The organism is Thalassoroseus sp. (assembly GCF_984380535.1).
Genome location: NZ_CFHRBF010000002.1, coordinates 392,077 through 414,708, shown reverse-complemented (window position 1 = coordinate 414,708; position 22,632 = coordinate 392,077). Strand labels below are relative to the sequence as shown.

The following is a 22,632-nucleotide window of genomic DNA, read 5'->3' as shown; positions in this document are numbered from 1 at the left end:
AACCATTGATTTGTCCCAAGTGAATCCAGTAAACTCGATCAAGACGATGGGCCAATCCGTCTTCCGCCTGCCCAACCTGCCATCCTAAACCTCTCACCGATACGGAGCATCCGCGATGCTAAACTTCCTCAATCGCACGATTTCGGATTGTGAACGACAGAGCCGTCGAAGTTTTCTGCAGGTCGGTTCGCTAGCGGGGTTGGGGTTATCGTTGCCGTCTTGGATGGCGGCTCGGGCGTTGGCTTCCGATACCGGAAAGACACCCGCAAATTGCATTTTGGTTTGGACGCGTGGCGGGACGAGCCATCACGATACGTTCGACCCGAAACCCGAAGCCCCGGTGAGCGTGAAGGGCGAATTCGGTGCGATTTCAACCGCCGTTCCGGGCGTGCAGTTCACGGAAATCGTGCCGAATATGGCGAAAGAATTGCACCGGTTTGCGTTGCTGCGAAGTTGGAACCCGCAAAACGGCAGCCATGGGATGGCCGATCAATTCGTGATGTCCGGTCGGAAATTCAACGCTGCCGTCGCATATCCCACGTATGGATCGGTGGTGAGTCATCAACACGGATTCAAGTCTGCATTGCCGCCATTTGTGCAACTCGGTGAGCAAGTCGACAGTCGCTTTGGTGGTGGCACCCCGGGCGTTCTTGGTCTGGAACACAGCCCGTTTACGATGAACGCCGACCCGAATGCGAAGGCGTTCACGGTACGGGATATCACGCCGCCGAACGGAATGAAGATGGATCGTGTTGAACGTCGCAAACGGATGCTGGCCCAAGTCGACGACTTGCAACGTCAATCCGATGTGCAACCGTCCGCGTTCGATGCCCTCGACGAACACTACAAAGCCGCGTTAAACATGATTACCGCACCGGAAACGAAACGGGCGTTCGATATTCAGGGCGAAAGTGACTCACTCCGCGATGCCTACGGTCGTCATCGGTTTGGTCAAAGTTGTTTGTTGGCTCGGCGGTTGATCGAATCCGGCGTACGGTTCGTGACCGTGACTGACGGCGGGTGGGACACTCACCAGAACAACTTCAAATCTTTGAAAACCAACCGCATTCCTCCCGTCGATCAGGCTTTGCCTCAACTGTTGGCAGACCTCGAAGAGCGGGGCATGTTGGACACGACACTCGTACTTTGGCTGACCGATTTCGGCCGGACACCAAAGATCAACTCCGCCAGCGGTCGGGATCACTGGGCGAGTTCCGGGTTTGCAATCATGGCCGGAGCCGGCATCCCAGGTGGATCGGTGCTCGGTGCCACTGACGATGAAGGCGGTCGCCCGATTCGCAACGAGTACACCACCGCCGACATCGCCGCGACCATTTACCACAAGCTCGGCATCCCCACCGATCTGATCGTGCAAAGCCCGGACGGACGCCCCGTGCGACTCATCGAAGGCGAACCGATCCGCGAATGGGTGTAGAGTTGGTGGTTTCAAAGCGTCAACAACCGCTGTTGATCAACATCATTTGTGGCTGAGGATCGAGGATGGAAGATCGAGGATCGCGGTTTCTCTGCACTTCTTGCATGATTGCGGTATTCGCAATCACAGTATTCCACACGGGTTGGCTTTCAGCTCAGACGTCGTATCCGATGTTGATGAGCATTGAACCGGTTGCGGTTCAGGTGGGGCAGGCATCGGAAGTCGAAGTCAGTTCGCGTTATAGCATGCATGGCAGCACGACCGTTTTCGTGAGTGGCGATGGCGTCTCGGCGGAAGTCATCACCGACATGACCGTCCCGCCCGACAAAGAACCGCCGAACCTGCAGAAAATCAAACTGCGGGTAACGGTCTCCGCAGATGCGAAACTCGGTGTGCGGGACTTGCGACTACTCACACCGCGTGGCACCAGCACCTTGGGACAACTCGTCGTCGTTCGCGACCCAGTCATTTATGAGTCGGCAAAGAATAATACGTCGGCGGAAGCGCTTGAAGTCAGTTTGCCCGCGACGATCTGCGGGCGAATCGAACGAGCCGAGGATGTCGACTTTTTCCGCTTCACTGGCACAGCGGGTACGAAGTTGGTGTTTCATGTGCGGTGCATGCGGCTTCAGGATCGCATTCACGATTTGCAACAACACGCGGACCCGTTGATCGCTCTTCGCAACGCGAGTGGCACGACCATCGCCGTTGCCGACAACCACTTCGCCGCCGATCCGTTGCTGTCCGTCGAGTTGCCTCAGGATGGGGAATACTTCCTCGAAGTTCGCGATGTCCGCTATCAGGGCAACCAATATTGGCAGTACGCGATCGAAGTCAACGATCGTCCGTTTGTGCAAACGATGTTTCCGCTCGGTGTGGCGGCCGGTCAAACGTCAACCGTCAAACCCGCTGGACTCCATCTACCCAGCGAACCCCCATTTACGGTTGACGCACCCACTGGTGCAGGAACCCGTTCGGTGGAGTTGCCGCTTCGCTTCGGGGAGCAAGACACGAATCCAATTCCGATTGTTGTCAGCGATTTGCCGATGGTGGTGGAGTCTGCGGACGAAAACAACACCGCCGAATCAGGAATGCCGGTGACTCTTCCCTGCGGGATCAGTGGGCGAATCGGCGATGAGGCGGACATCGATTGTTATCGGTTCACGGCCAGGAAAGGTGAACGCTTCAGCTTTGATGTTTTGGCACGGGAGTATCAATCGGAACTCGATTCGAACTTGCGGATTCTGAACGCCGACGGCAAACGACTCACCGAGAACGATGATATTCGCCGATTCCGACGCACGTTTGCCGATTCGAGCATCGAGAATTGGACGGCTCCGGCGGACGGAGATTACGTCATCGAGATTCGCGATCTGCACCTTCGCGGGGGAGACACGTTTCCGTATTTCTTGAAGGTCACGCGGGCGGAACCGACGTTTGATCTATATGTCGATACCGACAAGACCCAGATATTTCCCGGTGGTTGTGGTGTGGTCTTTGTGAACGCGGTCCGGAAGAACGGTTTTCAAGAGGCGATTGATTTGGCGGTCGAGAACGTTCCGACGGGAATGATTGCCCATTGCGGACGGATTCTGCCGGGGCGTGATTCCGGTTGCATCGTCTTTCAAGCACACGAAACCGCCGAACCCGAAATGGCGAACCTACGCATTACCGGTACGGCTGTTGTCGGGGATGATGAGGAAACGATCACTCAGGAGGCGTCTCCGTATCAGGAGACGTATCAGCCTGGCGGTGGGCGAGGGCATTGGCCGGTGAATTGGCACACGGTGTCGGTCGGCGTCACTGCGGACGTGCCCCGCGTGTCGCTTTCAACGTATGACATCGCTCTCAAGCCGGGTGAATCCAAGCGGATCGAAGTCACGGTTGAACGAGCCGAAGGTTTCGACAAGAACATTCAGCTCGACATGCTGTTTCGGCATCTGAATTCAACATACGCCGACCCGCTGCCAAAGGGCGTGAGTATCGATGCGAAAAACAGTCAAACGCTGCTTACGGCTGGTGCATCCAAAGGGCACATCACGCTCACCTGTGCCGCCGACGCCGCCCCCGTCGAAAAACAGCAGACAACAGTGATGGCAAACGTTTCCCTCAATTTCGTGATGAAAGCCACCTATGCCAGCGAGCCACTGTTCGTCACGGTGTTGCCGAAGGAGTGACGGGATGCGAACTTCGCGTTTCACTTTTGCTCACGAGGATAGAGGATAGAGGATAGAGGATAGAGGATAGAGGATAGAGGATAGAGGATAGAGGGGTGTTCGTTTGCTTTGCCATTCTCTATCTGCCATCCTCAAAACCGAGACCGGGTTGGCATCAAGCGTCTCCAATACCTCGGTATCCAGCTCGGCCTCCAAGTGCCAACACTACGTTGGCACGCGGACCATGCGGCTGCCGGGGAGACGGCGAATGAAGCGTTTCATTTCGAGCACCGTCAGGGTGGCCAACACGCGTGATGCTTCGATGTCGGCGGACCGAAGGATCACGTCGATGGGCTGCGGTTCGGTATTGACCAAGTTCAACACCATCCGTTCTTGATCGGATAGCGAAAGTTCGCGTGGACTGAGCACGGTTTCGTTGTTTTCGCGTGGGGCGGGTTCCGGTAGTGGGCCGAGCGCTTCCAGAACATCGTCCGCATGACGAACCAGTATCGCACCGTCGCGGATTAGATCATGCGAACCCTCGCTGGCCAAACTATTAACCGGTCCAGGCAACGCCATGACCGCTCGGCCTTGTTCCATCGCATGCCGGGCAGTGTGTAACGCGCCGCTGTTGCGGGAGGCTTCGATGATCAACACACCTTGCGACAACCCGCTGATGATCCGGTTTCGTTGCGGGAACAGTCCGGGTGTCGGGGCTTGGTCGATGGGCATTTCCGTCACGACGGAACCGCTTCGCGAGATGCGTTCGGCGAGGTCGGCGTGTTCCGGGGGATAAACGGTCCCGTGCCCGGTTGCGGTGACAGCAATGGTCCGCCCGCCGACAGATAACGCACCTTCATGGGCCGCGCCATCGATTCCACGTGCGAGTCCGCTGACGATCGTCATTCCCGCTCGCGCGAGCATCTGGGCAAAACGCTCGGCTTGGGTGCGTCCGTAATGCGTGCATTTTCGGGAACCCACGATTCCCACCGCTAACCGATCCGCGGGTGTCAGTTCACCCCGACAATACAGTAGCGTCGGTGGGTCGGGGATTTCTTCCAAGTGGGCGGGGTACTCGGGTTGGCCTCGTAGAACCAATTGCAAACCGCGTTCACGACAACGACTCAGCTCCCTTTGGGCGGCTTCAGGGTCTTGTTCGTTTTCGATCGCAGCGGCCAACTTCGTGCCGATACCAGGAACTTTCCGCAACTCCTGACGTGACGCCGCCAACACATTGGCTGGTGTGTCGAACCGATCCAACAACGCCTGTCGCATTCGCGGACCGATTCCGGGAATCAAATTCAGCTGAATCGCATTCAGGATCTCGGAGTCCATCGTTGCCCGCTCCACCGAGAGTTTGGGTCACACGGGGAGCACAGCTCGGACGTCATCCGGGTTCACATCAGTGACCACACGCACGTGGCCGATCCGCGTCGGGAGAACAAATCGCAGTTTTCCGCCGACGGTTTTTTTGTCGAGTAACATACGGTCGAGGACATCGTCGGCCGTCATTTGGACCGACTCCGGCAGTTCCGTCGGGAGAGACAAGGCCGTGAGAAGCTTTTGCTGACGTTCCGTGACGGTCGCGTCCACCATACCGAGTCGTTCGGCCAATTGACTGGCGTGAATCATACCAATCGCGACCGCCTCACCGTGGAGCAACACACCGTATTGCGTGAGGGCTTCGTACGCATGTGCGAAGGTATGGCCGTAATTCAGAATCGCCCGTTTCCCGGTGGTTTCGAACTCGTCTTCCTCGACGACATCCGCCTTATGCCGACAACTCCGCCGAATCACTTCCCGCAGCACTTCGGTATCGCGAGTGTTCAAACCGTCGATCGATTGTTCCAAGTACTGAAACATATCCTCATCGAGGATCATTCCATACTTGACGACTTCCGCCAATCCTGCGCGGTATTCGCGGTCGGGTAGGGTGTTGAGGGTCGCGGTGTCGATCACCACGCCCATCGGCTGGTGAAATTGCCCGATCAGGTTTTTGCCCTTCCGATGATTGATGCCGACTTTACCGCCGATCGAACTGTCGACCATCGCCAATAGCGTTGTCGGGACCTGAATCACGGGGACGCCTCGCGTGTAGGTCGAGGCGACAAAACCGGCCGCATCGCCTACCACACCGCCACCGATCGCCAAGACAACGACCTGGCGACCGGCCTTCATGGCGACGAGTTCATCGTAAATTTGGGAGACGGTGTCCAAGCACTTCGATTGCTCACCGGGCTCCATCACATGCAGACCACAATTCCATCCGTGAGCTTCCAGACTCTTGTGGACAGCCTTCGCATGTGGATCGACGACGTTTCGGTCGGTCACGATCATCGCTTGTCGACGACCGGGTGGCATGTCGGCTCGATCTTCAAACCACGGTTCGATTCCCGCCCCCAATGACGCAAGAAAATCCGTCATGATGAAGACATCATAACTTCGCGATCCTAGATAAACCTGCACACTGTTTTGAGCGACCGATGTCGTCATAATCTGCCTCGAGAAAGCTGTCGAGCTCGCCGGATTCACGCAACTTCAAATAGAGCGACTCAGGCGTCGGGATGCAATTCGAAGATCGCTTCGATCTCGACGGAAATGTTGGAGGGTAGCGAGCCCATACCGACGGCACTCCGCGCTGCCCGACCTTCTTCGCCAAAGACCTCGACCATCAATTCGCTGAATCCGTTGATGACGGCCGGATGGTTTCCAAATTCCGGAGTGGCATTGACCATGCCCAGGACTTTTACGATTCGAGCGATTTTGTCCAAGCTGCCGAGATGCGCCTTCAAGGTGGCCAACATCGCCAGACCTGTCTGACGAGCGGCTTCCTTGCCATGAGCTTCGTCGACTTCGTCGCCGACTTTGCCGCTCATCAAAGTGCCATCGGGTTTCAACGGGCCATGTCCCGATGCATACAACAATGAACCAGTCTGCACACACGGATTATAAACGCCGGCCGGTTTCGGAGCAGGGGGGAGTTCCAAGTTCAACGCGGCCAAACGGGCTTCAGCACTCATAGTTCTGTCGGTCCTGGGATGTTTCATCAAAAATCGAGTTGAGTAGCGCTAACAACTCACTCAGGATACGCTTTCGCCATACGAAAACCAATCGAAACAGTGAAAAGGATGGCCCTTGGTGGATCGGAAACAAGAGGAGCCAAGTTCACCGACTGAGGGCAGCCGACGGCCGACAGCTCCGGAATCCTTGCCACCTCGCAGGCGTGATGACTAAAATGAAAGTACCGCACCAATCCGAATGCGTTCTTGATCTGAAGGTCACGTCTCAATGAATTTTTCGAACAATAGCACATTGATGATTTTCATCTTTGTGGCAGTGGCCATTTTTGGCCTGTTCTTCTTGGCCTTTCTGATTCTGTTCAGCCGGTACTTCAAACTCTGGTTGCGGGCATTTGTGACGAAGGCACGCATCGGCCCATTGAGTCTGGTGTCGATGTCCCTGCGAAAGGTTAATCCGCAGGTGATCGTGGACTCGAAGATCATGGCCGTGCAAGCCGGTCTGTCGAGCATCAGCACCACGCAGATGGAAGCTCACTACCTCGCCGGTGGGAACGTACAACGCTTGGTCAAAGCTTTGATTGCCTCTCACCGTGCAAATATCATTCTCGACTGGGAAACCGGTGCCGCCATCGACTTGGCTGGCCGGAACGTCTTGGAAGCGGTGCAGACGAGCGTCGATCCGAAAGTCATCGACTGCCCCGACCCGCGTCGTCATGGTCGAAGCACCCTCGACGGCGTCGCCCGAGATGGGATTCAACTCAAAGCGCGGGCACGGGTTACGGTGCGGACGAACCTGTCGCAACTTATTGGTGGTGCGACCGAGGAAACGATTATTGCTCGCGTAGGTGAGGGGATCGTCTCGGCGATCGGGTCCTGTGACAACCACCGCGAGGTGCTCGCCAACCCAATGATGATCGCCCGTCGCGTATTGGATAAAGGGCTCGACTCGCAGACGGCCTACGAAATCGTGTCGATCGACATCGCGGATATCGACGTGGGAGACAACATCGGAGCCCGTTTGCAAGCCGACCAAGCCGAAGCTGACGTGCGAATCGCACGGGCAAAAGCTGAAGAACGTCGGGCAGCTGCGGTGGCACAAGAACAAGAGATGAAAGCCCTCACCAAAGAGAACCAGGCCCACGTGGTGCTGGCCGAAGCGGATGTGCCTCGGGCAATGGCCGATGCGTTCCGAGCCGGTTTCCTTCGAGCGGATCCCGATCATAACGGTCATTCCGGATGACACGCTTCGCTCTGTTTTCCGTAATCGGTATAGTTTGACTAGGCTGCTTGAATGGATCACACTCAGCAAAATCTTAGCGCGCCAGGAACCTGCGTGCTTGAGAACCCGAGATTTGCACCGTAGGATAATGCAAAGACCGCCGGGAACGCTCTTGACGAATCCACCGGCAATCAAAATTTTGAGATGAAAATTACCCGCTGAGGCTGAATATCAATGACCGAGACCAACACAATCGGCCTAAATACCGAACAGCTTGAACTTGTCGTGCGAGGGTTGCGTTTTGTGCGGAGCAGCATTTTGCTCGAGCCGCGACTTCCCTCTTCGGAAGTTCGTGCTGACCGAGAAAGCCAATTGCAAGAAGTGGAATCGCTGATCGATCACTTCTCAAGCCAAAAGAACGCCGTACACGCTTGATCGAACACTTCGCCGCATGTCGCACGAGGCTCGACACGGCGTTCCCCTCAATTGGTGGATGGAGTCATGCGTTATCGGCATGTCTGCGTGGAAGCGGTCACTACGGTTTTGCCGCCTGAAGTAGTGACCTCGACCGATATCGAAGATCGACTCGCCGCCGTATACGAGCGACTACGACTCCCCGAGGGACGGTTGGAGTTGATGTCGGGTATTCGCGAACGGCGATTTTTTCCACCGGGCACGCGTCCCGGTCAAATTAGCGCGGTTGCCGCGAAGCAGGCAATTGAGCAATCCGGGCTTGATCGACGACACTTCGGTGTTTTGATTCACGGCTCGGTCTGCCGGGATCAAATGGAACCGGCTACCGCAAACGGTGTGCATCACCACGCGGAACTTCCTCAAACCTGTCAGGTTTTTGACGTCAGCAACGCCTGCTTGGGGCTGCTGAACGGAATGATTCTGCTGGCCAACATGATCGAACTGGGCCATGTCCGGGCCGGTGTCGTGGTTGGCACAGAAATTGGTCGTCCGCTTGTCGAAGGTACGATCGATTCGCTCCTGTCGGACCCTAATCTCTCCCGCAAACAGCTCAAAGGCGAATTTGCCTCACTGACAATTGGTTCTGGCTCTGCCGCGATTGTGCTGTGCGATGAACGACTCTCGCAAACCGGAAACCGTTTGGTCGGCGGGCTTTACCGGGCTGATACTGCCAGTCATGAATTGTGTGCCGGTGGCGTGGAAGCGGCCCGGCATGGCGATGACCGCCCGCGGATGCAAACCGATTCCGAAGCTTTGCTACACGCAGGTGTCAGATTGGCGAAAGAGTTGTGGCCGTTCTTTCTTGGGACCCTCGAATGGACCGCGGACGACATCAATAAAGTCTTCACGCACCAAGTCGGTCGAGCACACCGAAAGTTGCTGCTCGACGAACTCGGGATTCCGCTGGAGAAAGATTTTCCCACCGTCGAACGCTTCGGCAACACCGGCTCGACGGCACTCCCAATGGCCTGGGCGGAAGGCATTCAAAACGGCCACATCAACCCCGGCGACCGCATCGCGCTCCTCGGCATCGGCAGCGGCCTAAACGCATTGATGCTCGGCCTAGAGTGGAACGAAACCGGGTAGGCTGGGTCGTGATCCAGCATCGAGTTCAGGTTCGTAGGGTGCGTCGCGTACGATTGCGAAATCGCGAAGAACACAAACTACTACAGGGAAAGAAGTTGTGTGCCACTGCTAGCTGGCCTGGCAGTGCGAGTCACCAGTGGTCCGGCAGTCGCTAAAAACACTGCTGGACAAGCCAGCAGTGGCACCCATTAACGCTGATAAATGCAAAATCGGACGCGACGTGCCCTGCAAAATTATCGGCCGCCGGAGCGTTTTTTGGGTTTCATCCAGCGTCTGAGTTGGCGGTGGAGTTGGGGGAGGTTGAGGCGGATGGAATCGGCGGTGCGGCGGGGGCCGAAGGGGCGTTCGGCGAAGCTGCCGTAGGGGTCGGCTAACTCGACTTCTTTCTCGATGTTCCGCAGCCACGGGGCGACATCGATTCCCGATCCTGATGTCGACTCCAAATAGACTTGGATTTCCTCGCGGAGTGCTTCGAAGGCGTCGGACGGTTGCCGATTGTGGCGGGCGTCTTCCACCGCCGGTTCCACGAGTGCGATCATTCGATTGACCGCAAGCGGTTTTACGAAACGCTCTTCGATCCGGTCCGTCAACGCCGGCAAATGCATGCCGTGAAGTTTCTCCAAACGCTGCAACCGCAGGACGTGTTGTTCGGCGGTTTCTTGATTCCGGCGTGCGAAGACTTCTTCCCAAAGTCTTGCGACTTCCGGCGTGGCATGCGCGGCCAATTGCTCATGGGCAACGACAAACGGCGTGAGGTTCCACGCATCACGTTCGTACGCGGCTTCCGCACGGAGAAAGTCTAAGAGGCAATAGAATTTCTCACCGTAATCCGATTGCGTGGTCGTGGAATTGTACTCCACGAATCGGTCGATCCGATCCACGAGTGTGCCGTAGATAAGTTCCAGGTATTCGACAACTTGATCGCGATCGATGGTGCCGTCGTCCATGTCGTCGATGAGCTTCATCGGCCGAAGCGGGTCGGCGGTTTCTTCGAGATAGTCGAGAAACAAATCAACGCCGCTGTGAAGAATCGTCCGCACATTCCCGAGCGTCAACATCCGTGCGTGGAACAAATCGGCTCCGTAACGGCGGATGAAATCTTTGACGTCTTTCCAAAGTCCCGCGTCTGCCAAACCTTCGACGGTCGACAACCGCGTCGTTTGGCTATGTTTGAGCCACAACCCGCTGTATTGCTGCACAATGACCGACACAATCTCCACCAACGCCGCATTACGTTGCTCGCGAGTGTATTGTCGTCGTCGACTTGTCGCTCGTCGGTGACGATAACGTGATTTCAGAGAATGTTGGTTTCTGATGGAACGCTTTCGCGTGGATCGTCGACGAGTTGGCCGTGACGGAGTTGCAGTAAACTGCCATTTCGACGAGGAACGGATCACGCAGTCGACAGAACTTCGCAGGGCGATTCGGAAGAGTTGGTCGAACTCGGTGACTGCTTGCCCCATCGGTCGGGATGACCGTTCCATGCGAAACGCCGTTTGCAGGACTTGCCAAGTCTCGCGGATAAGCCCCAACCCTGGAAGTTGGGCGAGCAAGAACCGCATCAACGATTGAAGTCCCTGGACTTGGCGAATCAATTCGGGGTCGCCATCATTGCTTAGCGGGACGTACAGGAGTGGTCGGCGAGAAAGGTGTTTCAACAATCGCGGCAACGCCTGCTGCACTTGGGTCGGTTTGCGGGTCAGGATTCCCCGGTAGACTTCCAGAACCGCGATTTCTTCGGCGGACCGTTTGCGGGACTCGCCAAGCAGGTTGTAGCCCACCGGAATGCAACTTCGCAGCGACCGTTCCGCTCCCTGCAAACCGACAGTGGTCGTCATGATGGTCTGCACGAGATAGAACTGGGTTTGCACCTGCTCGTCGTATTCGATGTTCGAATCGGGATCACCTGAAGACGGCAGGATGTCGTAGTCCCAGATGGTGGTCATCAATTTCTGCAAACCACGTTGCAGGCGATTGACGTGCTGGATCCAACCTTGCACATGCGAGAGCAGGGCAGAGGTGTCGTCGTCAATCGGGTCCGAGACGTTCCGCAGTCGTTCGGCAATCGGGTGAGCCGCCATTTCCCATAATTGGGCCAAGGTTTCGAGAAACCGTAACCGCGGTTCGAGTTGGTCGGCCAGTTGTTCGATCGCGGTGTCGCCGCTGCGGCCGCCTTCGTCGACGGTGTCGCTGTCGAAGCCGTCGTCGGCACTGTCTTTGAAGACGACATCGTCGTAAGCGGCTCCGAAGAGTTTGTCTTCGTCGTCATCATCGTCGTCCCAATCGCCGGAATCGTAAGCATCTTCGAGCAGGTCCTGATCCTCGGCTTCTTCTTCCATGTCCTCGATCTCACCGATCCCAAGGACATCGCCGAGATTGGGCGGCTGCCAAAGATTTTCCGCGTTGGCTTCCAACAAAGCAAACAGTCGTACAATCGTAGACAACGCATTGCCATCGGAAGTGCCCATGGCATCGTCGGTGACTAACCGCATCCAGCGTACTAATCGGACCGTCAATGAGTACGTACCGGACTCCAGACCGATGTCGTCGGTCTCGCTGAGCCATTGCATGAGCAACCCGAGCGCCGCAACCCGGTCGCTGCGTTCGAGCAGGGCATCCACGACGACGGCGTAAGCTTTCGAGGACTGAAAATCGTCGACGTGTTGACGCCAAAAGGAAATGTCGCCCGCTGATGCCCCTGCTGATTGCCATTCGGACAATGCGGCAGCAACGTGTCGAGCAGAACTGACGGATTCCGCTCCGGAAACGTCCGGCAGATCCTCAACGATCGTGGTGGCGAACCGGTCCCACCATTCCGCGAGTCGGCCGTAACGCTGTGACAATTCCCGTCCAAGTTCCGAATTGCCCCGGGCGGCGGCCTCGGTCAAGGCATGACTGTGAGCGCGGAAAATTCGCTCCATCATCTCGATCAGCGTTTCCGCTCGCATGTCATGCAGCGAGTCTTCTCGCGTGTGAAACAGCGGGAATTGCCCCTGAAAGCCGAGGATGTTCCACGGGTCAATCAACGCACCACATTCGATGCCGCGATGGAGCATGTCCTCGATCGAGCGAACACATTCCGCCACTTTCGTGAGTTCCCCGCGTTCGCTGCGGAGGTGTGTTTCGGTGATCAGACATTGAATCTCACATTCGAAACGAGCCGACGGAACGGGAATCGTCAACGCTTGCTGTCGGGCAGCGTCGAAGTACCCCATCCGCGCGTAGAGTTGCCCGAGGTGTCGGGTTTGCACTTGCCGAGCACCGTACTTCGCCAGTTCGATATTCAACCGTTGACGCACATGGCCGAAGGGTTGCTGCGTCAGGCGGGCTTCCCGATTGAGACGTTTCGCCCGAGCGCCACTCGCTTCTTTCAAGAGTCGTTCGTAGAAGGCATCGCGTTGTCGGGCGACTTTCGGCAGAAGTGACGTGAGGGTCGTCAGTGAATCGTGCATGCCGGGGCCGCTGCCACTGATCGACGATGCCATCAACATCGTGCCACAAAGAACCGCGGAGGCATCGTGTAGTAGTTCGTCGCGTCCGATGCCACGTTGACGGCGAGCGGCGTCGGTCATCCAGACAAGTAAGGCATCTAAGATGACTTTTCGCAGCACAAACCGCTTGTAGTAGCCTTTACTGTCGATCAGGTGCGGGTCCCACTCGCCGAACATGTAGTTGGTGCGTTTGTTGGCCGGGTGGAGGTGATCATGGGCTCGCAAATCGAGTGAGATTTCATCCAACTGAGCCAAGTCGAAGTAGGAAGATTGTTGGATACCGGTCGGTGTGTTTTCAAAGAACTCCAGGGTGCGAGTAATCAACTCCTCGTAGGGACCAAAAGCCACACCGGCGTCTCGAATGTAGAGCGGGACGGGCCGGAACCGTTCGTGGGGATACGGCTGCATTTGCTGGCCGTTCTCAAGCACCGCGAGCGGGCGATATCCGAGGTAGTCGTTCAACTGATCCAATGCACCGCCGACAATGCGGTCGGTTTGGTCCCAACTCGGCCCCTGCGAAAGCACCGCTTCGAACATCCGCACCAGCAGATACGGATGGGCGAAATCTTGATCGGTCAGGTGGAAGAGTAAATCGCGGTGGAAATCCCGGTAGGCGGGCAACAAATGGTTGAGTGTGAGGTCGATAACCGATTTTGCCTGACCGACATCACTGAAAGCCGCATTTTGAGGCGAGGCGTGTTCCAAAGACGCCAGCAACGAGTCATGCAGTTCGCTGGGTTGCCAACCGGGTCCCAATTGGCGGCAGAGTTCATTGACTCCGCGTTGAAATTCCGCGTTGGCCTCGCCTCGCGAAAAGTTCAGATAGCCAACCAAGGAAATGTCCGCCACCGGAGTCGCTGGCCCCGTTTTTGGCGAGTTTTTCGTCTTCCGTTGCGTCATATTTTAACCAAACGACCGAATGCCAACCGTATATGTGCCCGATGCCGTCGTTGTGTGAACGATGCAGGTTCGGTCTCGCAATTATTGCATGAGCCCAGATTGATTTCCCACGAACCCGGCCCCCATGGCACCGGAATGGTTCGGGCCGACTTCGATAAGTGTCAAGTAGAACAAGCGAGCCTCACTTTGGAAAGGCGCGAGTCGACACCAATCGTGTTTGCGAGACGAACCGACGGTGCAGTTTCGATCGTTCTATGGAATTTCCGATCCAAAGCCAGGCAGTTTCCGTGGTCAAATGTCTGTGAGAAACAGAGGGCTAGAGTGTCTTCATGCGCAAATAATACCAAAAAATGCGGACATCCTACAATGAACGACTTGGTTTACCGTATAGTGTGATTGAAGATGTACGACTCTCGGGGGTGCATCAGTACCAAAATGCGATGTGCGATAAGGGCACGATAACATGTTGAACCTCACCGGTCGCGGAACTGCCCATACATGTGATGGCATCACTCGGCGAGACTTTCTTCAAGTCGGTACTCTGGGGGTGACCGGCCTGACCCTGGCGGATTATTACGCAGCCCAGGCTGCCGGTGCGGTCGATCAGTCCAAAGACGATCGCGCCTGCATCATGATTTTCAACCTCGGGGCACCCAGTCAGCTGGACACGTTCGATATGAAGCCGGACGCACCGGCGGAAATTCGCGGCCCGTTCAGCCCGATCGGAACATCTGTCCCAGATTTGCACCTCTCCGAAATCCTACCACGACACGCGGAAATCGCTGATAAGATTTCCTTCGTCCGCTCTTGTCACCACCGGGGGGCAGCGGTTCATGATGCCGGTTGGCAGATGATGCAAACCGGTCGGTTGTTCTCTGGCGGCGTGAACACACCGCACGTCGGAGCGACAGTCAGCTACTTGCGAGGACGAAAAACCGACTTGCCGCCGTTCGTCGTCCTGCCGGAGACCATGGGGCGGGGCGGCGGAAATCTACCGAACGGGCAAAGTGGCGGTTTTCTCGGCAAAGCACACGATCCGTTTGCGCTCATGGCGGACCCGTCGCAGCCGAATTTCCAAGTGCCCGACTTACTGCCACCGGCATCTCTCGGCGAAGCCCGGTTGGCTCGTCGGCGGAAAATGCGGGACATCGTCGATGAGACCGTCCGCAACTTCGAAGCCACCGAAAACGCCCAGCTTCTTGACGACAACTTCCACGCTGCTTTCCGCTTGATGACCAGCACACAAGCCCGTGATGCGTTCGACCTTTCCAAAGAGCCTCAGTCACTGCGTGAAAAGTACGGCATGACGCGGTTCGGCCAGTGCTGTTTGTTGGCTCGGCGTCTCATCGAAGCCGGGGTGCGGTTTATCACAATCAACACCTTTTTGACCGTGTTCGACGAACTGACCTGGGACATTCACGGCTCAAAACCGTTTACCAGCATTGAGGGGATGAAGAACATTGTCGCGCCGATGTACGATCAAGCTTACGCGGCGTTGATCGAAGATTTGGTCGATCGTGGCTTGCTTGACAAAACATTGGTCTGCAACTTGGCCGAGTTCGGTCGTACGCCGAAAGTGAACCCAGCCGGCGGACGCGATCACTGGCCGCAATGTTTTACGACTTACTTCGCCGGCGGCGGTGTCCAAGGTGGACGTGTCGTTGGTGCGAGCGATCCGGTGGGCGGCGTTCCCGCAGATCGCCCCTGTGAACCGGCCGATATCGCCGCCACGATTTATCACAGTCTGGGGTTCAACTTGGAATCCACCTTGCCCGGTCCGGCCGGTCGACCGTTCCCGCTCGTTGACTTCGGCCACAAGGAAATTCACGAATTGTTCTAACCGTGTCGGTCAGACCATGCCTTTCGAACTTCACTCCGCTTTGGCGGGTTCTGACTTTGGTTTTTCGTCGCTCGGTTGATCGCTAGGCGTCTTAGGAGCCGACGCGGTAATTTTGAAGGAGTTCAAAAATCGCTCACGTGATGCGGCTGACAACTTTCGACCAGCCGTCTCTGTGAGCATCTGTGAATACACACGGTTGCCAACTTTGACAGTCCGGCAAATGATCGAGTTCTGTTGGGAGTCCTTCCCGGATTTCGCCACGAACAATTCCGAGGGATAGCCCTGAAATTCGGTCTCGGGTTCCTGGGTGATCACAGCCCCGGGCAAACTTTCGGCGGTTCGGTTGGCAACAGATTGGAAAAACTCGGCGGCATCGGTGTCGTTCACCATTTCTTCGGGAAATGTGCTCACCGTAACGCCACAGGAAATATAGCCATTATCAGCGACACAAAGCTTGCCCACGACGGTGATCGTTTCACCCTGGATGTCGACAGTTCGGGAGATGTTTTCCGGTTTGCCAGGCAAGTCGACGCTGTATTCGCTTTTGATATCCATCACCGTGTTCCACTCCTCGCGAGCAGCACACGACGAAAGCAACACAAGGCTACAACCAACAAAACGAAACAAACGATTCATCAGCAAGTTCAAAAATAGTCAAAACTCTCGTGAGAGCTTATTGGGCCGATCGAGTCTTTCAAAAAACTGTAACGGGCTTCCATCATGAACACAATGGGCACTCTGCGAACGTTCGCCCTCGATAATTTGGGGAATGGACGAATTCCGCAGGCCTTGGGAATTCTGATCGTTGTCATCTGCGTTTTTACTTCGTCAGTGGTCTTGGCGGACGAGACGCAATCATCCGGTCAAACGGCTTCGGAAATGACGCCCCCCGAAGACGGTTGGAGTTTTCGCAACCACGTATTGCCGGTCCTGTCGCGTTATGGGTGTAACTCCGGTGCGTGTCATGGGGCATTGGCGGGCAAAGGCGGTTTCAAACTCTCATTGAGAGGTTACGATCCCGACCGTGATCACTATGTGATTACACGTCAAGCACGTGGTCGTCGAATCAGCCCTCACGATCCGGGTCGAAGTTTGCTACTTGCCAAACCGAGCGGCGCGATTCCCCATAAAGGTGGCCTACGGTTTGAGCCGGGCTCTCACGACTATCAGGTCCTCGCCGATTGGATTTCCGCAGGGGCACCGGCGCCTCGGTCTGATGATCCACGACTTCAGAAACTCGAAGTTCTGCCAAAGCAAGTCACGCTCAAACCCCAGGATCAACAAACGCTAAAAGTCCATGCGCATTATACTGATGGTCGAGTGGAAGACGTGACTCGATGGGCGATGTTCACCTCGACAAACGAAACCGTCTGCCGAGTCAGCGAAGACGGTCTAGTGAATGTGGTCGGTTCCGGCGAAGGCGCGGTAACGGTTTGGTTTTCGAGCCAGATATCTGTGGCCCGAATGACGGTGCCCTATGATCAGTCGATTCCCGAGGAAGTCTATACGAACGCCACCCGACAGAATTTCATTGATGAGCTCGTTCTCAAAAAACTCAAAGAACTCAATCTCAAACCATCACCTCCCGCAGATGATGCTACCTTTCTTCGCCGAGCATACATCGACACAATTGGCACCTTGCCAACGATCGAAGAAACTCGCAAGTTTCTCGCCGACTCTAGTCCCGATAAACGAAATCAGTTGATCGAACACCTGCTTTCGCGTCCTGAGTTTAACGACTATTGGACATTGAAATGGTCTGATATTCTGCTATTGAGTGGTACGAAACTTCGTCCAAAGGCATTAGAGACCTACTATCACTGGATTCATAACCACGTTGAACAAAACACGCCTTGGGACGAATTTGTTCGCGAGATAGTCACTGCCCAAGGATCGAGTTACGAGAATGGTGCTACGAATTTCTATTCGCTGCATCAAACACCCGAAGACATGACCGAGAATGTTTCGCAAGCATTCCTCGGGCTGTCGATTGCTTGTGCGAAGTGTCATAACCATCCGCTCGAGAAATGGACGAACAATCAATACTACGCCATGGCGAATCTCTTCGCCCGAGTTCGCACGAAAGGGTGGGGCGGGGATTCTCGGAACGGCGACGGATTGCGAACACTGTATGTGGCGACTAGCGGCGACTTGGTTCAGCCTCTCACCGGCAAACCGCAGCCGCCGACTCCGCTCGATGGTGAGCCACTCCCGTTTGATGATCCCAGTGATCGTCGTGAACTCCTCGCGGATTGGCTGACATCGCCTGAAAACCCTTATTTTTCACGTTCCATCTCGAATCGTATCTGGGCGAACTTTATGAGTGTGGGTCTCGTGGAATCCATTGACGACATGCGAGAGTCAAACCCTGCTAGTAATGAAGAATTGCTCGACGCATTAGCGAATCATCTCGTTGAAAACAAGTTTGATCTCAAAGCATTGATGCGTACGATTCTGCAGTCTGCGACCTATCAACGTAGTAGTCAGCCGCTGCCTGAGAACGAGGACGAGCATCGATATTATAGTCGTTACTATCCAGAGCGGATGATGGCGGAAGTGTTATTAGATGGCATTTCGCAAGTCACATCGGTGCCGACGGAGTTCAAGCAGATCGAGTTCCCAGGAGCTGATGTTCGTAGTACCGACTTCTATAAACCGGGAACACGTGCGATCGGGCTCTATGATTCGGCTGTGCGGTCCTATTTCCTCAAAACTTTCGGTCGCAACCCACGTGACATTACCTGTGAATGCGAACGTAGCGAAGAGCCGAGTATGGTGCAGGTGCTACATCTCTCGAATGGCGATACCGTCAATGAGAAACTTAAAGCCAAAGATAGCCGCGTGACGCAACTCTTGGAATCTAAGAAGTCGCCAACCGAGATTGTCGAAGATGTCTATCTATCAGCTCTGTCGCGACAACCAACTGACCGCGAACGTGAACAACTGGCATCGCTGATTGAAGCCGCCCCGGAACAAGAAAAACGCACGGCGATTGAAGACTTGTTCTGGGCCGTCTTAACAAGCAAAGAGTTTTTGTTTAGTCATTAGTCGATCTTGTTGGCTGACTTTGTGGTTTGAATGCGATTCCAAACTGTGAGAACAAATGCTGGGACTCGTCCCAGTCGATATTTCGCTTCGAGTTTAGGCTAGTTCGATGAGACTTTCAGATACTCTATTTGCCTTGCTTTGTCTTTGTGTTTCAGGAGTTCAAGCGGCGAGTCCCACGCCTGACTATGGCAAAGATGTCGCGCCGATTTTGCGGAAGTATTGCACGGGGTGTCACAACCCGGAGGACAAGGAAGGCGGGTTGTCGCTGGAGACGTATGCCCAGATCAATGCCGGTGGCAAACATGGTGCGGCGTTGACGGCGGGAAGCGTCGATTCCAGCCGAATGATTGCCATGATCACCGGCAAAGCCGAACCCGTCATGCCGCCGGATGGATTGGATGTGCCAACCGAATCGGAAATCGAAACGCTCAAAGCCTGGGTGGAGTCGGGAGCAAAGGGACCGGACGGTGCAGAACCCAGTCGGATGACATTGCTCGTGCCAAAATTGACACCCGCCGAGACCAATCCCGCGATCACCGCGGTCGCATGGTCGCCCGATCGCATCGTGGCCATGGGGCAGTTCAAGACAGTGAAGATCTTACCGGCCAACGGCAAGAGCGACTCAAAGTCACTGGAAATTCCGCATGGGTCGGTCAACGATCTGGAGTTCACCGCCGACGGGAAACGGCTGCTGGTCGCTACGGGGGTTTCCGGGCTTTACGGGCAGGCGATGTTGTTCGACACGACCGATTGGTCGGTCATTCAGGAGTTCCAAGGGCACCGCGACACCCTGTATTCGGCGACTCTCAGTTCCGATGGCACAACGTTGGCGACGGCTGGGTACGATCGACGGATTATTCTGTGGGATGTGAAGACCGGTCAGGCCGTGCGAACGCTGGAAGGACACAACGGCGCCGTTTACGACTTAGCTTTTGATCCCAGTGGCCAAGTGCTCGCGAGTGCCAGCGGCGATGAAACTGGGAAGGTTTGGCATGTCACTACGGGAAAACGCTTGGACACACTTTCGCAACCCGAGGCCGAGCAATATGCAATCGCGTTTCATCCAAACGGTCAGCATGTGGTGGCGGGGGGGGCGGATAATCGCATTCGCGTGTGGAAGTTCGTCTCGAAGACCAAACAGCAAATCAATCCGTTATTGCATGCTCGGTTTGCCCATGAGGGAGCGGTTGTCGCGATGGCGTTTTCGCCGGATGGCAAACGTCTACTGACGGCTTCGGAAGACCGAGTCGTCAAGCTGTGGGAAACCAAGGGCTACACGGAACTCTACGCTTGGGAAAACCAACCCGACGTTGCAGAAACGCTCGCATTTTCTCCCGACGGTCAGCGGTTTGTTGTTGGCCGAATGGATGGCACGTTGGTGACGCTCACCGTACCGGACACGACCGACGACTCCCACCAGCAGGTGGCGAAAGTGACTGCTCGGCTTGTCGACTCCGCAGGGGAAACAGTGACAGTGACTGAAGCGGAACCGAACAATCAGCCGACAACCGCAATGCCGGTCTCTGCGCCGGCAGTCATTGAAGGCGTGATCGAAGACGGTTCCGAGGTCGATCTCTTTCGCTGGACCGCCAAGGCGGGCGAGCAGTGGGTGGTTGAAACGAATGCGGCTCGTTCCAAGTCTCCGCTCGATACGAAAATTGAAGTGCTCGATAGTGAGGGCGAGCCAATTTTGCGAACGCAGTTGCAGGCGGTCCGCGATTCCTACTTCACTTTTCGGGGAAAGGATTCGGACACCAGCGACGACTTCCGCGTGCACAACTGGCAGGAAATGGAACTCGACGAATACTTCTACTCGAACGGCGAAGTGAACCGGTTGTGGCTTTATCCCCGTGGACCGGATTCGGGCTTCAAAGTCTATCCGGGACGAGGAAAGCGACACACGTTCTTTGATACGCCGGCTCTGTCGCATGCATTGGGCGAACCCGGTTACATTGTGCGACCGATTCCTCCGACGGAACAGATCGTTCCCAACGGGCTGCCCGTATTTCCGATTTACTTCGAAAATGACGACGACAGCCAACGCAAGTTGGGGGCCGATTCAAAACTCACGTTCACCGCACCGGCTGATGGTGAGTATCTCGTTCGCATTCAGGATGTGCGTGGCTTTGGCGGTCCGGACTATAAGTACAAGTTGACGATTCGCCCGCGAAAACCGGATTTCCAGGTTCGGCTGGTCGGGGCGAATCTCAAGGTCAATGCCGGGAGCGGCAAAGAGTTTCGGGTCGAAGCGACCCGCTTGGACGACTTCGACGGTGCCATTCAGGTGGACATCGCCAATGTGCCAGCCGGGTTTCAGGTGACGACACCGTTAGTCATCGAACCAGGCCAAGAACTGGCCTATGGTGTCGTGACTGCAGACCCGGAATCGCCGGCAAATGCGGAGAAGACCGGTGACAAACCGGCCGACATCCAGGTGACCGCATCGGCCGAAATTGCCGGTGAACGTGTTTCGAAGTCCGTCAACAGCCTTGGGAAAATCGAACGGATCGAAAAGCCGAGTTTGAAGGTTGAACTTCTCCCAGCCGATCCGAATGCCTCGTTTGATCCGACCAAGCCGTTGGAGCTTACGGTTTCGCCTGGTGAAACCATTGCTGCCCGCGTGCGGATTGATCGTAACGGTGATAATGGACCGATCAGTTTCGGAAAAGAAGACTCCGGGCGGAATCTGCCTCATGGAGCGTTTGTGGACAACATCGGTCTCAACGGCTTGCTCATCATGCCGGGCAAGAACGAACGCGTGTTCTTTATCACGGCTTCGCCGATCACGCGGGAGGGCACCCGGACGTTCCACCTCAATACCGGTTCAGGCGGTGGGCAGGCGTCGGCACCGGCGATCATTCACGTTCGTCGGGATCGGTCGCAAGCTTCGGCTGAATGAATTTGTCCAAATGCCGATGAAGTTCGTCGGCTCCGGCGTGAATACGCGTCCGGATGCTAACGGCCTTCAACGGCGGACCGGTCCAATTCTCGGGTGAGATTTTGACGAGATCCTTGAGCGTCGTCAGTACCGAACTGGCACTACGCTGGCGGGCGAGTTCGGCGAGCGAATCCAAATCTGATTCGGAATAAGCGTGATGATCCGGGAAAACGCCGAAGGCGTCTGCTGTTAGTTTGAAACCGGCATCGGTCAGTACTTGGCGAAAGCTGTCCGGATTGCCAATGCCGCAGAATGCAGTGATCCGTTCGTTCGGGTCCGCGTTGAGTGGCGATACTTGACCGTCGAGGCCAATCAACTGATCCGCCGGGTAACTGACTTCAACGATTTGGAGTCCGGCGGAATACCGATCGATTTGGGAGCGAAGCTCTGCGAGACGTTCGGGCGAGATTTGATCGACGCGGGTAATAACCACCAAACTTGCCCGCTTGAATCCGCTGCGGCGTTCACGCAGTAAGCCGCGTGGCAGGAGATATCCGTAGCCCCAGGGGTTCGTTGCGTCGATGAGGACGATATCCAAGTCCCGTGCGAGTCGTCGGTGTTGGAAACCGTCGTCGAGAATCAGCACGATGGTGCCGTCTTTAGAGATTGATTCCTGAGCGATCTGGACCCGATCGGGATTCTGGCGGTGAGGCACGCCGGGGCAGAGACGATTGAGGACCCGTTTTTCGTCGTTTTCTTCGCCGTCCAGCGAGCCGTAGCCACGACTGAGCAAACCGACTTTAACATTTCGCTCGGTGAAATAGTTCGCCAGATATGCCACGAATGGTGTCTTGCCGGTGCCGCCGGTAGTCAGATTGCCGACGCTGATGACGGTGCCGGGGACGCGATGGGACTTCTTCCAACCCAGGTCGAACAACCCGTTGCGGACGCGAACGGCGGCGGAATAACCGAACGAAAGCACCCGCAATCCGAGTCGCAGCCCGCTGGCAAGCAGTCCCTGTTTACGACCGGAAATCAGTTCTAGAAAGGAGGCGGTATCCATGCCCGTCGTCCACGAAAAAGCC

Annotated in this window: 14 protein-coding genes; 8 read left to right on the top strand and 6 right to left on the bottom strand. The window is 55.9% G+C overall.

All coding sequences use genetic code 11. The features are described from left to right. Window positions 1–115: 115 nt before the first annotated feature. Together AC5DDB_RS03975 and AC5DDB_RS03970 are read left to right on the top strand one after the other, a co-directional pair. A complete protein-coding gene (locus AC5DDB_RS03975; protein WP_491738381.1) occupies window positions 116–1,435 on the top strand; it encodes a DUF1501 domain-containing protein in 1,320 nt (439 codons plus the stop codon). A 176-nt stretch (window positions 1,436–1,611) separates the two neighbouring features. Continuing rightward, entirely contained in the window at window positions 1,612–3,612 is a 2,001-nt protein-coding gene (locus tag AC5DDB_RS03970; protein WP_491738380.1) for a PPC domain-containing protein, read from the top strand. Between the two features lie 204 nt (window positions 3,613–3,816). On the opposite strand, the gene dprA is transcribed toward AC5DDB_RS03970, so the two are convergent. From dprA to AC5DDB_RS03955, 3 genes are read right to left on the bottom strand one after another with little or no spacing between them, the layout of a single operon-like run. Continuing rightward, window positions 3,817–4,926: a DNA-processing protein DprA gene (dprA, locus tag AC5DDB_RS03965; protein WP_491738379.1), complete on the bottom strand. Its 1,110-nt coding sequence runs from the start codon at window positions 4,924–4,926 to the stop codon at window positions 3,817–3,819. 27 nt (window positions 4,927–4,953) lie between these two features. Beyond that, the gene (gene aroB, locus AC5DDB_RS03960) at window positions 4,954–6,084 is read right to left on the bottom strand and encodes a 3-dehydroquinate synthase (RefSeq protein ID WP_491738378.1); all 1,131 of its coding nucleotides are present in this window, start codon (window positions 6,082–6,084) and stop codon (window positions 4,954–4,956) included. 59 nt (window positions 6,085–6,143) lie between these two features. Further along, window positions 6,144–6,611 (bottom strand): RidA family protein, encoded by a 468-nt coding sequence (locus tag AC5DDB_RS03955; RefSeq protein WP_491738377.1) that lies wholly within the window; start codon window positions 6,609–6,611, stop codon window positions 6,144–6,146. 268 nt (window positions 6,612–6,879) lie between these two features. Between AC5DDB_RS03955 and floA the strand changes: the two genes are divergently transcribed. From floA to AC5DDB_RS03940, 3 genes are all read left to right on the top strand, one after another. Continuing rightward, window positions 6,880–7,851: a flotillin-like protein FloA gene (floA, locus tag AC5DDB_RS03950; protein WP_491738376.1), complete on the top strand. Its 972-nt coding sequence runs from the start codon at window positions 6,880–6,882 to the stop codon at window positions 7,849–7,851. 213 nt (window positions 7,852–8,064) lie between these two features. Beyond that, window positions 8,065–8,265, top strand: coding sequence for a hypothetical protein (locus tag AC5DDB_RS03945; RefSeq protein ID WP_491738375.1), 201 nt, complete (start codon window positions 8,065–8,067; stop codon window positions 8,263–8,265). A 66-nt stretch (window positions 8,266–8,331) separates the two neighbouring features. Further along, window positions 8,332–9,390, top strand: coding sequence for a 3-oxoacyl-ACP synthase III (locus tag AC5DDB_RS03940; protein ID WP_491738374.1), 1,059 nt, complete (start codon window positions 8,332–8,334; stop codon window positions 9,388–9,390). A gap of 233 nt (window positions 9,391–9,623) precedes the next feature. Here the strand turns inward: AC5DDB_RS03940 and AC5DDB_RS03935 are convergent, their stop codons facing one another. Beyond that, complete coding sequence (locus AC5DDB_RS03935; RefSeq protein WP_491738373.1) at window positions 9,624–13,781, bottom strand: hypothetical protein; 4,158 nt, start codon at window positions 13,779–13,781, stop codon at window positions 9,624–9,626. A 463-nt stretch (window positions 13,782–14,244) separates the two neighbouring features. Here AC5DDB_RS03935 and AC5DDB_RS03930 point away from each other — a divergent pair, with 463 nt between their 5' ends. After that, window positions 14,245–15,621: a DUF1501 domain-containing protein gene (locus tag AC5DDB_RS03930; protein ID WP_491738372.1), complete on the top strand. Its 1,377-nt coding sequence runs from the start codon at window positions 14,245–14,247 to the stop codon at window positions 15,619–15,621. 30 nt (window positions 15,622–15,651) lie between these two features. Here AC5DDB_RS03930 and AC5DDB_RS03925 read toward each other — a convergent pair whose 3' ends face one another. Next, window positions 15,652–16,257, bottom strand: a complete 606-nt coding sequence (locus tag AC5DDB_RS03925; protein WP_491738371.1) for a hypothetical protein — start codon at window positions 16,255–16,257, stop codon at window positions 15,652–15,654. Between the two features lie 84 nt (window positions 16,258–16,341). On the opposite strand from AC5DDB_RS03925, the gene AC5DDB_RS03920 reads away from it, so the two are divergent. Together AC5DDB_RS03920 and AC5DDB_RS03915 are read left to right on the top strand one after the other, a co-directional pair. Then, window positions 16,342–18,669, top strand: a complete 2,328-nt coding sequence (locus tag AC5DDB_RS03920) for a DUF1549 domain-containing protein (protein WP_491738370.1) — start codon at window positions 16,342–16,344, stop codon at window positions 18,667–18,669. A 106-nt stretch (window positions 18,670–18,775) separates the two neighbouring features. Continuing rightward, window positions 18,776–21,568: a c-type cytochrome domain-containing protein gene (locus tag AC5DDB_RS03915; RefSeq protein ID WP_491738369.1), complete on the top strand. Its 2,793-nt coding sequence runs from the start codon at window positions 18,776–18,778 to the stop codon at window positions 21,566–21,568. Here AC5DDB_RS03915 and lpxK read toward each other — a convergent pair. Next, window positions 21,525–22,610 carry a tetraacyldisaccharide 4'-kinase gene (lpxK, locus tag AC5DDB_RS03910; protein ID WP_491738368.1) on the bottom strand — a complete coding sequence of 362 codons (1,086 nt, stop codon included), beginning with the start codon at window positions 22,608–22,610 and terminating at the stop codon, window positions 21,525–21,527. The genes AC5DDB_RS03915 and lpxK overlap by 44 nt on opposite strands. Window positions 22,611–22,632 lie beyond the last annotated feature (22 nt).

What these genes read in the sequence shown, in the direction of transcription:
- dprA (WP_491738379.1), bottom strand. Translation starts at nt 4,926, where the DNA reads ATGGACTCCGAGATCCTGAATGCGATTCAGCTGAATTTGATTCCCGGA.
- AC5DDB_RS03920 (WP_491738370.1), top strand. Translation starts at nt 16,342, where the DNA reads ATGAACACAATGGGCACTCTGCGAACGTTCGCCCTCGATAATTTGGGG.
- AC5DDB_RS03925 (WP_491738371.1), bottom strand. Translation starts at nt 16,257, where the DNA reads ATGAATCGTTTGTTTCGTTTTGTTGGTTGTAGCCTTGTGTTGCTTTCG.
- AC5DDB_RS03940 (WP_491738374.1), top strand. Translation starts at nt 8,332, where the DNA reads ATGCGTTATCGGCATGTCTGCGTGGAAGCGGTCACTACGGTTTTGCCG.
- aroB (WP_491738378.1), bottom strand. Translation starts at nt 6,084, where the DNA reads ATGACGACATCGGTCGCTCAAAACAGTGTGCAGGTTTATCTAGGATCG.
- AC5DDB_RS03945 (WP_491738375.1), top strand. Translation starts at nt 8,065, where the DNA reads ATGACCGAGACCAACACAATCGGCCTAAATACCGAACAGCTTGAACTT.
- AC5DDB_RS03935 (WP_491738373.1), bottom strand. Translation starts at nt 13,781, where the DNA reads ATGACGCAACGGAAGACGAAAAACTCGCCAAAAACGGGGCCAGCGACT.
- AC5DDB_RS03955 (WP_491738377.1), bottom strand. Translation starts at nt 6,611, where the DNA reads ATGAGTGCTGAAGCCCGTTTGGCCGCGTTGAACTTGGAACTCCCCCCT.
- lpxK (WP_491738368.1), bottom strand. Translation starts at nt 22,610, where the DNA reads ATGGATACCGCCTCCTTTCTAGAACTGATTTCCGGTCGTAAACAGGGA.
- AC5DDB_RS03915 (WP_491738369.1), top strand. Translation starts at nt 18,776, where the DNA reads ATGAGACTTTCAGATACTCTATTTGCCTTGCTTTGTCTTTGTGTTTCA.
- floA (WP_491738376.1), top strand. Translation starts at nt 6,880, where the DNA reads ATGAATTTTTCGAACAATAGCACATTGATGATTTTCATCTTTGTGGCA.
- AC5DDB_RS03975 (WP_491738381.1), top strand. Translation starts at nt 116, where the DNA reads ATGCTAAACTTCCTCAATCGCACGATTTCGGATTGTGAACGACAGAGC.
- AC5DDB_RS03970 (WP_491738380.1), top strand. Translation starts at nt 1,612, where the DNA reads ATGAGCATTGAACCGGTTGCGGTTCAGGTGGGGCAGGCATCGGAAGTC.
- AC5DDB_RS03930 (WP_491738372.1), top strand. Translation starts at nt 14,245, where the DNA reads ATGTTGAACCTCACCGGTCGCGGAACTGCCCATACATGTGATGGCATC.